General features: G+C 62.1%; 13 protein-coding genes. 11 read left to right on the top strand and 2 right to left on the bottom strand.

Going from position 1 to position 13,246, the window contains the following annotated elements:
- The first annotated feature begins 589 nt into the window (after nt 1–589).
- From flhA to AC1DLV_RS24960, 7 genes are all read left to right on the top strand, one after another.
- Nucleotides 590–2,680 (top strand): flagellar biosynthesis protein FlhA, encoded by a 2,091-nt coding sequence (gene flhA / locus AC1DLV_RS24990; RefSeq protein ID WP_476836276.1) that lies wholly within the window; start codon nt 590–592, stop codon nt 2,678–2,680.
- Nucleotides 2,677–3,429, top strand: coding sequence for a flagellar biosynthetic protein FliR (gene fliR, locus AC1DLV_RS24985; protein WP_476802737.1), 753 nt, complete (start codon nt 2,677–2,679; stop codon nt 3,427–3,429). Before flhA ends, fliR begins: the two co-directional genes overlap by 4 nt.
- A 2-nt stretch (nt 3,430–3,431) precedes the next feature.
- Nucleotides 3,432–3,812, top strand: coding sequence for a hypothetical protein (locus tag AC1DLV_RS24980; RefSeq protein WP_476802736.1), 381 nt, complete (start codon nt 3,432–3,434; stop codon nt 3,810–3,812).
- 105 nt (nt 3,813–3,917) lie between these two features.
- Complete coding sequence (locus tag AC1DLV_RS24975) at nt 3,918–4,472, top strand: rod-binding protein (protein ID WP_476802735.1); 555 nt, start codon at nt 3,918–3,920, stop codon at nt 4,470–4,472.
- 3 nt (nt 4,473–4,475) lie between these two features.
- Nucleotides 4,476–4,889, top strand: a complete 414-nt coding sequence (locus tag AC1DLV_RS24970) for a hypothetical protein (protein WP_476802734.1) — start codon at nt 4,476–4,478, stop codon at nt 4,887–4,889.
- A complete protein-coding gene (locus AC1DLV_RS24965) occupies nt 4,877–5,422 on the top strand; it encodes a hypothetical protein (protein ID WP_476802733.1) in 546 nt (181 codons plus the stop codon). Before AC1DLV_RS24970 ends, AC1DLV_RS24965 begins: the two co-directional genes overlap by 13 nt.
- A gap of 122 nt (nt 5,423–5,544) precedes the next feature.
- Nucleotides 5,545–5,883 (top strand): SCP2 sterol-binding domain-containing protein, encoded by a 339-nt coding sequence (locus tag AC1DLV_RS24960; RefSeq protein ID WP_476802744.1) that lies wholly within the window; start codon nt 5,545–5,547, stop codon nt 5,881–5,883.
- 795 nt (nt 5,884–6,678) lie between these two features.
- Here the strand turns inward: AC1DLV_RS24960 and AC1DLV_RS24955 are convergent.
- Nucleotides 6,679–7,248 carry a GNAT family N-acetyltransferase gene (locus tag AC1DLV_RS24955; RefSeq protein WP_476802732.1) on the bottom strand — a complete coding sequence of 190 codons (570 nt, stop codon included), beginning with the start codon at nt 7,246–7,248 and terminating at the stop codon, nt 6,679–6,681.
- Nucleotides 7,249–7,347: 99 nt separating this feature from the next.
- Nucleotides 7,348–8,481 carry an ornithine/lysine decarboxylase gene (gene odc2 / locus AC1DLV_RS24950; RefSeq protein ID WP_476802731.1) on the bottom strand — a complete coding sequence of 378 codons (1,134 nt, stop codon included), beginning with the start codon at nt 8,479–8,481 and terminating at the stop codon, nt 7,348–7,350.
- Between the two features lie 548 nt (nt 8,482–9,029).
- Here odc2 and AC1DLV_RS24945 point away from each other — a divergent pair.
- The 4 genes from AC1DLV_RS24945 to AC1DLV_RS24930 all read left to right on the top strand — a co-directional run bounded on the left by AC1DLV_RS24945 (nt 9,030) and on the right by AC1DLV_RS24930 (nt 13,187).
- The gene (locus AC1DLV_RS24945; RefSeq protein WP_476802730.1) at nt 9,030–10,220 is read left to right on the top strand and encodes an amidase; all 1,191 of its coding nucleotides are present in this window, start codon (nt 9,030–9,032) and stop codon (nt 10,218–10,220) included.
- A 215-nt stretch (nt 10,221–10,435) separates the two neighbouring features.
- Entirely contained in the window at nt 10,436–11,344 is a 909-nt protein-coding gene (locus AC1DLV_RS24940) for a LysR family transcriptional regulator (RefSeq protein WP_476802729.1), read from the top strand.
- A 75-nt stretch (nt 11,345–11,419) separates the two neighbouring features.
- Nucleotides 11,420–12,085, top strand: a complete 666-nt coding sequence (locus AC1DLV_RS24935) for a DUF1007 family protein (RefSeq protein ID WP_476802728.1) — start codon at nt 11,420–11,422, stop codon at nt 12,083–12,085.
- A 13-nt stretch (nt 12,086–12,098) separates the two neighbouring features.
- Nucleotides 12,099–13,187: a nickel/cobalt transporter gene (locus tag AC1DLV_RS24930; RefSeq protein ID WP_476802743.1), complete on the top strand. Its 1,089-nt coding sequence runs from the start codon at nt 12,099–12,101 to the stop codon at nt 13,185–13,187.
- Nucleotides 13,188–13,246: the final 59 nt, after the last annotated feature.

The raw sequence follows: 13,246 nt of genomic DNA, 5'->3' as shown, positions 1-13,246 counted from the left end.
CACGGGACCCCGGTGCGCACCGGGCTCGGGGGGAAGCGCCGGTGCCGGGCTGGTGGGAGGTCGGTTCTCCTGCTGGGTGATGAGCCCCCAAGCCCGGGCCTTGCGGCGGCTGACGGTGAAAGCCGAGGCGACTGAGCGGGGCAAGAACACCGAGCGGGGGTGAGATATGTCCGGCCGCAGGCCGGCAAAAAGCCAACGATTTGGCTTTTTGAATGTCGAACGCCTGGAGCCATAGCGAAGGGCCGGAGAGCGCCACATATTATCAATCGGAAGGCACGGCCTCGCGCCCCGCTTCCCGAACTACCTCCTGCAAGGGAGTGTTCTTTGACAATGGCCAGGCGCGAAAGCGAGCGTGGCGGTGAATAAGTGTGCTCCCTTCTCCCCGTCACTATACGGGGAGAAGGTGCCGGCAGGCGGATGAGGGGCGGCGCGAACTTGCAAAGGTTGGCCCGGCCCCTCACCCGGCCCTTCGGGCCACCCTCTCCCCATAAACGGGGCGAGGGAACGCTCCCACCCTCGCGCAAGCTTGGCGCAATAGGGTCGACATGTCGTGGCATTGGCTCGCGGCGGGATTCGATCGGAAGCATCAATGGCGATCAGCGAAACCATTTCGGGCGAAGGCACGGCGAACAAGAACGGACGCGACGTCTTCTTCGCCATTGGCATCGTCATCATCCTGGCGGTGCTGTTCCTGCCGATCCCGGCTTTCCTGATCGATATCGGCCTCGCCTTCTCCATCGCGATTTCGGTGCTGATCCTGATGGTCGCATTGTGGATCCAGCGCCCGCTCGATTTCTCGTCGTTCCCAACGATCCTGCTGATCGCCACCATGCTGCGGCTGTCGCTCAACATCGCCACCACGCGCATGATCCTGTCGCATGGCAACGAAGGCACGCATGCCGCCGGCTACGTCATTTCGGGCTTCTCGAATCTTGTCATGTCGGGCGATTTCGTCATCGGCTTGATCGTGTTCTTGATCCTCATCGTGGTCAATTTCATCGTCATCACCAAGGGCGCGACGCGTATCGCCGAGGTTGGCGCGCGTTTCACCCTCGACGCCATCCCCGGCAAGCAGATGTCGATCGACGCCGATCTTTCCGCCGGCATGATCGACGACAAGACTGCCCAGCTGCGCCGCCGCGAACTGGAAGAAGAAAGCTCTTTCTTCGGCTCGATGGACGGTGCGTCGAAATTCGTCCGCGGCGACGCAATCGCTGGCCTGTTGATCACCGCCATCAACATCGTCGGCGGCATCGCCATCGGCTATTTCCGCCACGACATGAGCATGGGCGAAGCCGCCGACGTGTTCATCAAGCTGTCGGTCGGCGACGGCCTGGTCACCCAGATCCCGGCCCTCATCGTCTCGCTCGCTGCCGGCCTGCTCGTCTCCAAGGGCGGCACGCGCGGCTCGACCAACCAGGCGGTGTTCGGCCAGCTTGGCGCTTATCCGCGCGCACTCTACGTCGCGGCCGGCCTGCTTTTGCTGCTCGCCTTGATGCCGGGCCTGCCGATGTTCCCGTTCATTTCGCTCGCCGCCTGCATGGCAGCACTCGGCTATGTCATCCCGATGCGCCACAACCGCCGCATCGCCGAAGCCGACGCCGAAAAGGAGCAGGTCGCAGCCGACAAGGTCGAAGAGGAAAAGAACTCGGTCAAGGCATCGCTCGCCACCGCCGAGATCGAACTCCTGATCGGCAAGCAGCTATCGACCCGCCTGCTCGCCACCCATCAGGAACTCGCCTTCCGCATGTCGAAGATGCGCAAGAAGTTCGCCACCCAATATGGCTTCGTCGTTCCCGAAGTGCGGATGACCGACGACTTCTCGATCCCGCCCAAGAGCTATCAGATCAAGATCCATGGCACCGTCGTCGCCGAATACCAGATGCGCGTCGGCGAGATCATGGTGCTGCTCGGTTCGCGCGATCTGCCCGATATTCCAGGCGAGGAAGTCCGCGAGCCGGCCTTCGGCATGCGCGCGTTTTCGGTGCTCGATTCCTTCTCCGAAGATCTGAAGCGCGAACAGTTCACCTTCGCCGACAACATGTCGGTGCTGCTCACCCATCTCTCCGAAGTGATCCGCAACAACCTGCCGCAGCTTTTGTCCTACAAGGATATGAAGGCGCTGCTCGAACGCCAGGACCCCGAATACCGCAAGCTCGCCGACGAGATCTGCACCTCGCACATCACCTATCCGGGCCTGCAGGCGGCGCTCAAGCTGCTGCTCGCCGAGCGGGTGTCAATCCGCAATCTCCACCTCATCATCGAGGCCATCGCCGAGATTTCCCCGCATGTCCGCCGCACCGAGCAGATCGTCGAGCATGTCCGCATCCGCATGGCGCAGCAGATCTGCGGCGATTTGAGCGAGGGCGGCGTGCTCAAGGTGCTGCGTCTCGGCAACCGCTGGGACCTCGCCTTCCACCAGAGCCTCAAGCGCGACGCCAAGGGCGACATACGCGAGTTCGACATCGATCCGCGCCAGCTCGAGGAGTTCGGCCAGGACGCATCCAAGGCGATCCGCACCCATCTTGAAACCGGCGAGCGTTTCGTCATCGTCACAGCACCCGACGCCCGGCCCTATGTCCGCATGATCATCGAAAGGCTGTTCCCGACACTGCCGGTGCTCAGCCATGTCGAGATCGCCAAGGGCGTCGAACTGCGCGTGCTCGGTACCGTCTCATGAATGCTGTAGCGCAGGGCTTCGTCCTTGCGGGGTTTCTCGCCTTTTGCCGCATCGGCAGTTGCTTCATGCTGATGCCCGGCATTTCGAGCGTGCGCGTGCCCATGCATGTCAGGCTGTTCGTCGCGGTCGCCGCCACCGGCGGCCTTTTGGCTCATCTGTGGGACCAGATATTTCCCTTCGTCGATCCGCGCCCCGGCGTGCTGATGCCGATGATCGCGTCCGAACTTCTGATCGGCGGCCTCATCGGCCTGATGGCCAGGCTTTATATACTGGCGCTGATGTTCATGGGCTCGGCCATCGCCATGCTCGTCGGTTTCGGCGGCGTCGGAGGCCATGCCATCGAAGAAAACGAGCCGCAGGCCCCGCTTGCCTCGATCATTTCGATCGCGGCGCTGATCCTGCTCTTCGCTTTCAATTTCCACCATGAGATCATTCGTGCGCTGGTTGCCTCCTACCAGGTTGCGCCGGTCAACATGTTCTTCAATCCACAGGCCGCCCTGGTCGATGTCACTGACACGCTGTCGGAAAGCTTCATGGTGGTGCTCAGGCTCGGTAGCCCGTTCATCGCCTATGCGATCCTGGTCAACCTGACGATCGGCTTCGTCAACAGGCTGACCCCGCAGATCCCGGTCTACTTCATCTCGCTGCCCTTCGTCGTCGCTGGCGGGCTGATCCTGATGTATTTCGGTATCACGACCATGCTCAGCCTGTTTGCCGACGGTTTCGTCGACATCACCGTCGGGAGATAGACATGGCTTCGCGTAGGGATCGCCTGAAGAAACTGGTCGTCGTGCAAGAGCAACTCAAGGCGCTGCATGAGACGCGCCATGCCGGATTTGTCGCCCAGGCGATCGCCGCAGACACCGAGGTGACAGCGCTGGTGCAAAGCTTCGACAGCACCGAGGGCATGTCGCAGCTGTTTCCGGAACTTTATCACCGCCGCATCTCGGCGGCGATCGACAGGCAGCAGCTCAATCTCGGCCTTGCCAATGTCGAGGTCGGAAAGATCGCCACTGCCACCGCGCGCACCAACATGGTCGAGCGCGCCTATCGTGATGTCAGGCGTCAGGACGAGCGCGACAGTGCCGACCGCGAACGGCTCGAAATCATTGAAAGAAAGCCCAGCGCATGACCCCGAAAATCGAGGACGCGCGGCGCTGTGGACGACAAGTAAGGTTGCCACAAGCTTGACCCGCCACAATCAGCGGTAACGTAAACCCGGAAAGGCGAGCCAGCTTTGGCCATCTCCCCACCCAGCGACATCATTCTGGACGTTGCCAAGGCTGTCGATCCGGCCGGCATCCAGGCGGCGCGCACAGCACTCGCCAACCGTACGGCGGGTCCCGCTGGCACCTTCTCGCTCACCGAGGCAGGCGTTACCGGCGGCATCTCGCGCCAGCCCGACAAGACATCGCCGGACGCTTCCATGAAGCGCTTCGAGGCGATGGTGCTGCAGACCTTCATCGAGAACATGATGCCGAAGAACACCGAGAGCGTGTACGGCAAGGGTATGGCCGGCGACATGTGGAAGTCGATGATGGCCGAGCACCTCGCCAACCAGACGGCCGAGGCCGGCGGCATCGGTATCGCCAAAGCCGTGATGCGCGACCACTACATCCAGAACGAAAAGGCGGTGCCGGTAAGCGGCGTCTCCGGCGGCCCCGATCAGGCCGCGCTCAACGAACAAACGAGCCAGGCAACTGCGCTCATCCAGGAACTGCAGCGGAAGATGGTCCAGTCGCTTGGAAGCGACAAAGCCGCCTCCGTCACTGACACCAATCGTAGAGGATAAGATATGTCGGATCTCTCCGAATACAGGGCTAACCTTCCGGCAACTGCCGATCTCGCCGATACCACAGCCCGGCCAGGCAATGTCGCGACCATCATCAGCCGCATCGAAGATGCGGTCGAGGAAGAAACCGCCGCGATCCGCACCGACGTCCACTTTGACATCAAGGCGTCGAACGCGCGCAAGAGCCGCTATCTCTATGAGCTGACCCGCGCCACCAAGGGCCTGGTCGAAGGCGAGTTCCCAAGCGAGCTCAAGGTCGGCGTCGAGCGCCTGCGCGACAAGCTGGTCGCCAATGAGCGCGCCATCCTCGCCCATCTCAGCGCGGTCAGCGAAGTCGCAGCCCTGCTCCGCGACGCCATCCAGCGCTCCGAAGCGGACGGCACCTATTCGGCCAACGAATTCGGATGGGCCCGGTGATCAAGTTTATCGCGGCGGCGCTGTGGATTGTCGTCGTGACCCTCGGCGCGGTCTTCTATTCGTTCCAGGCCGCCGCCAACCTGCCGGCAGATGGTACTAAGCAACCGATGCTCGGCGGCCTCGATTACGTCAAGACCGACGTGATCTCGGTGCCGCTGCTCGGTGGCGAGCGCGTGCATGGCTATTTCCTCACGCGCCTCGTCTACACCGTCGAGCCCAAGGAAGTCGCCAAGATGTCGGTGCCGATGGACGCTCTGCTTGTCGATCAAGTCTATTCTTATCTCTACGGCAACCCGCAGATCGACTTCACCCAATACGATAAGCTCGACCTCGATGCCTTTCGCAACGGCATCCGTGACAGCATCAATGCACGCATCGGTTCCAAGCTGGTGCATGAAGTGATGGTCGAGCAGATCGATTTCCTGACCCCCGACGACGTCCGCGACAACGCGGTTCGCAAGCGCTCCTCAGCCGCGGACGCCGCTGCTACAGAATCCGCCAAGCCTGAGGCATCCCTTGCTACAGCCCACTGAACCGGCTAGCAGCCCATTCGGGCGTCGTCGTTGCCAGTTCGCTAGTCAATTCAACGTTGACGTAAACGTCAACTGACCGCTATAGGCAATACAGACCTGTGACGCGGGCCGGCTTTGTCCGGATTGGTCCGGGGAGGCCGGGCGCGCAGCGCCTTTCAGGAAGAGACCAGGAGAGAGCCATGAGCATTCAGGCAGTCGCAGACAAGATCAAAGCGAAGGTAGAGAGCTCCGGCTTCGACCGCTCGATCAAGTTCGACACCGGCAGCGACGGCGTCATCGTCATCGACGGCGCAACGCTTTCGACAACCGACGCACCGGCCGATTGCACCATCAAGCTGTCGCTCGACGATCTCGAGTCGCTGATCGCAGGCGATCTCAACCCGACGATGGCGTTCATGACCGGCAAGATCAAGGTTGAGGGCGACATGTCTGTCGCCATGAGCCTGAGCCAGCTGCTCTGATCGAGCAACCTGAAATCATCCCATCGAAAAAGGCCCGGTGTCACAGCCGGGCCTTTTTGCATGCCAAATTACATAGGCGCTTCCGCGTAATGCCGCTGTAATCATTGGCGCCCACAGCGCTCCGGTCACTGAATGCGACTGGAGTATCATGTGAATCGAAATCGAATGATTGCCTTGGCTGCGACCTTGTGTGCGGCGGCTCTCGCGGGCTGCGTGGACGATCGTTATGGCCCGCCGCGCTGGGACGACACGCGCTATCCGCCGCGCCATGGCGGGGACTATCCGCGCTATCACCCGCGTCCGCCAATGCCGCCAATGCCACCGCGGCTGCCCCGCGCACCACGCCCACCCTTCGCCGAACCGATCGACTGCTCACGCGGACCGGACCGGTATCGGCACCCCGACTGCTACGACAGGCGGCGGCCACGCCATGGCGATGACCGGTATTACATAAACGAGCAATGATGCCTGAGCGCCGTGCCCTCATATGGGCACGGCGTTTTGCAGCAATCTCCCAAAGCCGATCTGGAGTTGAAGGTGAAACGAAACCGCTTCGCAGCAGTGGTGACGGCGATGCTGTGCGTAGTATCTCTCACCGGCTGCGCCAACGACCTGTTCGGTACCGCAGACGACTCGGACCCACCGCGAACCCCGCGCCTGCCACGAGCACAGCCAATGATCGATTGCGCGGCAAAAACTGCCATGGCGCCGTCGCCAATCTGTTTTCCACCCGCTCCCAAGGCGCAGATCAGCCGCTGGTGATGCCACGGCGCCGGGATAGCTCCCGGCGCCCGATCAGGCAGCCATGCGGGCGCGCTCTGTCTTGAGCTTGCGGCCGGCAGCCCTCAACACGCCTTTGGTGCCATCGAGGGCGCCCGGCACAAGTTCGAGTGCCAGGAAACGGTCGCGCTCGTAAGGCCCGGGCATCGAAAGTGAGCCCGTCTTTTGAGCCGAAAAGCCAAAGCGCGCGTAGTAAGGCGCGTCGCCGACCAGCAAGATGGCGCCGTGGCCAAGACGACCGGCTTCAGCGATCGCCTGACGCATCAACGCAGAACCGATGCCGCCGCTTTTCATCGACGGATCGACTGCGAGAGGGCCAAGCAGCAGTGCTGCCGGACCGCCCTCACCCAGGCGCACGTCCCACAGCCGGACCGTGCCGACGACCGAGCCCTCGGCATTGCGCGCGATCAGCGCCAGGCCCTCGGAGGGGCGACGGCCGCGCCGCAACTTCTCCGACGACTTCTTGCGCCGCTTCAGGCCCATGACACGGTCGAGCAAAGCCTCACGCGCCGGCATGTCGGCAAAGGTTTCGGCAACGATGGAGATGTCGGTCGAGGTGTTGGTGATTTCTTTTTCGATATGCATGTCCGTGATCCTTCACGAGCGGAGAACTGGTCCACAAGCGAACCCGTGCGGGCGCCGATGCGCCCGCGCCGGGATGATCTGATCGGCTCTTGCGAGCCGTCAGATCACGTAGGATCGGAGAGGCTCGAAGCCGTTGAAGGCGACTGACGAGTAAGTCGTCGTGTAGGCGCCGGTTCCCTCGATCAGCACCTCGTCGCCAATGGTCAGCGACAAGGGCAGCGGGTACGGCGTCTTTTCGTACATGACGTCGGCCGAGTCACAGGTCGGGCCGGCGAGCACGCAAGGCGACTTCTCGTCTTCATCACGCGCCGTCACGATCGGGTAGCGGATAGCTTCGTCCATCGTCTCGGCGAGGCCGCTGAACTTGCCGATGTCGAGGAACACCCAACGCACATTGTCGTTGTCGGCCTTCTTCGAAATCAAAACGACCTCGGACTTGATGACGCCCGCATTGCCGACCATGCCACGACCCGGCTCGATGATCGTCTCGGGAATGTTGTTGCCGAAGTGCTTCGACAGCGACTCGAAGATGGCCTGGCCATAGGCCTGAGCCGCCGGCACGTCGCGCAGATAACGCGTCGGGAAGCCGCCGCCCATATTGACCATGCTGAGAGCAATGCCCTCCTCGGCCAGAGCTGCAAACACCTGCTTGGCGTCAGCCAGCGCGCGGTCCCAGGCCGAGAGATTGACCTGCTGCGAGCCGACGTGGAACGACACGCCGCAGGCATCGAGCCCGAGCGACTTGGCATGGCGCAGCACGTCGACGGCCATAGCCGGCACGCAGCCGAACTTGCGCGAAAGCGGCCATTCGGCACCTTCGCCATCGGCCAAAATGCGGCAGAAAACGCGTGCGCCGGGAGCGGCACGCGCGATCTTTTCGACCTCTTCGACGCTATCGACAGCAAACAGCCGGATGCCGAGTTCGTAGGCGCGCGCGATGTCGCGCTCCTTCTTGATGGTGTTGCCAAAGGAGATGCGCTCGGCCGGCGCGCCGGCATCCATGGCCATCTCGACTTCGGCGACCGAAGCGGTGTCGAAGGACGAGCCCATGCCAGCGAGCAGGCGCAGAATCTCGGGCGCCGGGTTTGCCTTCACCGCATAATAGATCTTGGATTCCGGCATGGCCTTTTCGAAGGCGTGGAAATTGTCGCGCACGACATCGAGGTCAAGGACGAGGCAAGGGCCGGATGGGCGTCGGGTTGCGAGGAAGTCGAGGATGCGCTGAGTGGCCATAGGTCTCTCCATCGCGCGGTCCTGCCGCGCAAAATCATCAAGCTGTGGGACGGCCGTTCCCGGCCGCGGTATCCCACGGTGGACAAAGACATGACCGCTATTTGATGGAACCAGCCTGTGGAGACCCTGGAACCATAAATGCGCTTCACGCGGCGATGAACCTAGGCCAGCCCGGCTTCGGTTCGCTTTGTCTGCCTTGGCTTGGAAATGGGAGACCCCGTTCCGCACTGCCGGCAATGAAGGTGTGCCTCTTCAGTAACCCCGGCTTTTGGACAGCCGGAAGAGAACCAGAAAGGCCCGCACCGTCGTTGCTTCAAGGTGTCCTCGATTTTGCGGTTGGCCGCTAAATCGACTGGAGGGGTTAGCTCCAGTTACCTTACCGATTTCCTCGCCATTCGAGGGATCGGCGGACACCCACAGGCACGTGCGACTTTGGGCAAGCGGGGATATATGCACCGCGACCGTCACAATCAATTAAAATCTCATGATGGGTTGAAAAAATTCATACGTCGAACAATGCTGCGGATATCGTAAACGGGCTTCGAACAATGACTGGTACGTCCGGCCCCTTCAATGCGTTTCTCGATCTGCCGCAAGTGCCTGTTCCAAATGCGGAATCCGGCGCTTTGGCGGGGCTGACCCTAGCGGTCAAGGACATCTATGATGTCGCCGGCTACGTCACCGGCTGCGGTAACCCGCAAAAGGCCGCGAGCGCTCATCCGGCCCCTAAAACGGCCGGCTCGATTCAAGTGCCTCTCGATGCAGGCGCGCGATTCGTCGGCAAGACCCAGACCGACGAACTCGCCTTCTCGCTGATGGGGCAAAACGGGCATTTTCCCCACCCGATCAATCCGGCCGCACCCGACCGCGTGACCGGGGGCTCGTCGTCGGGTTCGGCGGCGGCGGTGGCCGGCAAGCTTGCCGACATTGCTATCGGTTCCGACACTGGCGGCTCGATCCGGGCACCGGCCAGCTTTTGCGGACTGATCGGCCTGCGCACGACACATCGCCTGATTTCTCTCGACGGCGCCATGAAGCTCTCGCCCAGTCTCGACACCTTCGGCTGGTTCGCCAAGGACATCGACACCTATGAGAAGGTGGCGAAGCTTTTGATCGGCACGGACGCCTATGGTGGCGCGCTCGACCGTCCCCTGGCGCTCGACTGGCTCGACCAATTGCCGACCGGGCCTGCCGAAGCCGCCGAGTACAAGCGGATGCGCGGGCAAGCCGAAAGCGCCCTTGGCACGATTGCCGATGCGGCGCCCCTCACCTTCTCGCCCGACGAACTCTACTGGTGCTTCCGCAGGATCCAGGCCTACGAGGCCTGGCAGCAACACGGCGCCTGGATCTCGTCAGGCGATCGCGGCCTTACCCCCGGCGTCAAGGATCGCTTCGAATTCGGTTCGACCATCGAGGCGGCTGCCTATCAGGCAGAAATCGCCAAGCGCGATGCCGTCCGCGACGAGCTGGGCACATTGCTGGGCGGTGACGGCTTTCTGGTCATGCCGACAGTGCCGGGAGCAGCCCCCTTGGCCAACGGTTCGCATGAGGAGCTTCTTGCCTATCGCGAGCGCGCGCTGATGCTGCTTTGCCTGTCTGGCCTGTCGGGATTCCCGCAGATCACCTTGCCCATCGGCAATGTCGACGGCGCGCCCTTCGGCCTGTCGCTGCTCGGCCCGGCCAGCAGCGACCTTGCGCTGATCCGGTTGGGACGGCAAGTCCTGCAAACGAAGCGCTGAAGCAACGGATCGGCGCAGGTGGGCTACCTACACGGTCGATAGCTGGCGCCACAACCTCAAGTTGGTGACAATTGCTTAGGGCCTGTCCGCTAGCTTGCGCGCCCATCCAAGCCGGCGCACCAGACACGACATGTGTCGCGCCATGGCCCTTGACCCGTTGGTGTGAACAATCCTAGCGTCGTCGTCGTCAATTTTCGAACGAGACCGCAGGCACCATGGACACACTCACCCGGATGCGCGCCTTCATCGACGTGGTCGAAGCCGAGGGCTTTTCGGCCGCCGCGCGCAAGATCGGCCGTTCGAAGGCGCTTTTGTCCAAATATGTGCGCGAGCTGGAAGACGAGCTCGGCGCGCTGCTGCTCAACCGCACGACCAGGCAGTTTTCGCTGACCGAGGCCGGCCACACTTACTACAGGCGCGCTTCCGAGATCATCCGCGAGGTCGACAGCCTAGCTGATGCGGTGCGCGAATCCTCTGGCGACGTGCGCGGCCGCGTCAAGCTATCGGCGCCGCGCACCTTCGCCGATGCGCCGATCGGCCAGTCGCTGATCGACTTCGCCAAGGCGCACCCCGACATCGTGCTCGAAATCCATCTCGATGATCGTTTCGTCGATCTGGTCGAGGAGGGATTCGACCTCGCCATCCGCATTTCACGACTGGAGAACTCGTCCTTGATCGCGCGCCGGCTGGCCCCGTTCGGGATCAGGGTCTGCGCTTCGCCGGAACTGATCGAAAAGCACGGCATCCCGAAGCGCCCTGCCGACCTCGGCGGCTTGCCCTGCATCATCGACACCAACGGGCGCTACCTCTCCAACTGGCCATTCACCAGCGACACCGGCGACACCATGACCGTCTCGGTGTCCGGACCGATGGAGGTCAACAGCCCGATGGCGGCGCGCGCAGCGGCAGTCGCGGGGCTAGGCTTTGCTATGTTGCCGGACTTCATCGCCGCTCCCGATATCGAGGCCGGCCGGCTGGTGCCGGTGCTCGACGATCGCCTGCTCAGCGGCGCCGGCATCTTCGCCGTCTATCCGCATCGCCGCTATCTGCCGGCGAAAATCCGCGTCTTCGTCGATTTCCTGGTCCAGTGGTTCAAGATCAATCCTTGCGATCATTCGACATAACAGTCGAACGCGTCCCACTTTTGCCCGGTTTCTGATAATTGTCGGCAACACCCAAAGCGCGGGACCGTCAGTGTAATGATTCTGAAAACGTCAACGGCGATGCTGGCGACAGCCGCAGCGGCTTTGCTGGCCATGACCGTGCCGGCAAGCGTTCATCCGCACGTCTTTGCAGAGGCCCGGCTCGACGTCGTGCTCAATCCCGACAACAGCGTGAAGTCGCTGCGCCACCTCTGGCGTTTCGACGACCTGTTTTCGAGCACGGTCTTGATGGAGTTCGACAAGAATTCCGACCTCAAGCTCGACGACACGGAGCTGGCGGAGGTGGGCAAGACGGTGTTCGAATCCATCGGCGAGTATAATTACTTCCAGGTCGTGACTGTCGACGGCAAGGATGTCGCGATGAAGCCGCCGGCCAGTCTGATCGCCAACTTCGAAGACCAGCAGCTGATCATCCTGTTTGAGACCGAGCCGAAAGAGCCGCTGAAGCTCGCCGGTAAGATCGATTTCGGCGTCTATGATCCGACCTTCTATACGGCGATCGATTTCACCGACGACTCCAACCTAAGCGTCGCCAATCTGCCTTCGATCTGTACGAAGCAGGTCATTCGCCCCGACCCGGATGAAGCTCTTGCGCAGAACCAGTCCAAGCTGACCGAGGCGTTCTTCAACGATCCATCGGGCACCGACATGAGCAAGATTTTTGCCACGCGCCTGGAATTGAACTGCCCAGCCAAGGGGTGATGCAGTGAAGAAGATGACGATCCGCCTGGTGTTCGCACTTTTGGCGCTCAGCTACGTGCTCAGCCATTTTGCCCTCCAGGCCCATGCCCAGAGCTCGCTCGGCATCGGCACCAACGAAGCGGTGGTGCCTTCGACTGGACTGTTTTCCGGTGTGCTCAACTGGATCAACGTGCATCAGCAGCAATTCTACCGCTCGCTGACAGGTTCGCTGAAGGCGATGCGCGACGGCCAGAGCGGCGGCATCTGGCTGCTGGTCGGCCTATCCTTCGCCTATGGCATTTTCCATGCCGCCGGCCCCGGCCACGGCAAGGCGGTGATCTCGTCTTACATGCTCGCCAACGAAGTGGCGCTGCGCCGCGGCGTCATGCTTTCCTTCGTCTCGGCCTTTCTTCAGGGCGCCACAGCTATCGTTTTGATGACGCTGGTGTTCCTCGTCTTGCGCGGGACGTCGGTGTCGATGACCAAGGCGACCTGGTTCCTGGAAACAGTGAGCTATGCGTTGATCGCCGCCTTCGGCGCCTGGCTTTTGTGGAAGAAGCTCCGGCCGATGGCATTCGGCTTTGCCGGTGCCGCCCCGGTGCACAGCCTGTCGGCCGCGCATACACATGCGCATGGGCATGATCATGACCACGCCAAATGCGGGCATGATCATTCACACGACCTCCATCATGACCACGCGCATCATCATCATGATCAGCACGACCACAATCACGCAGCGGGCTACGTCTGCTCGACCTGTGGCCATTCGCATGCGCCGGACCCCAGGATGCTCGAAGGCAAACATTTCGACTGGCGCACGGCCTGGTCGGCGGTCGCAGCCGTCGGAATCCGCCCCTGCTCGGGCGCGCTGATCGTGCTCAGCTTCGCCTTCCTCAACGGCCTGTGGGCCGGCGGTATCCTGTCGGTCTTCGCCATGGCTTTGGGAACGGCGATCACCGTGTCAACGCTTGCCGTACTTGCCGTGACCGCCAAGAACTGGGCCGTGGCGATTGCCGGCGACGGCCGGGTCGGCAACCGTGTCTACAATGTCATCGAGATCGGCGGCGCAGCGCTCGTCTTGCTGCTTGGCCTGGCATTGCTGGCTGCCAGCCTGAGCGCTTAGGGCGCGTTCAAATTACCCGGAAATGATGCAGGCACTCGCCTGCAACCACTCGCCAATCT

The sequence above is a fragment of the Aminobacter sp. 01T433 genome, assembly GCF_056398585.1.
The sequence above is the reverse complement of the archived record's forward strand: the minus strand, read 5'-3'. Positions and strand labels throughout refer to the sequence as shown.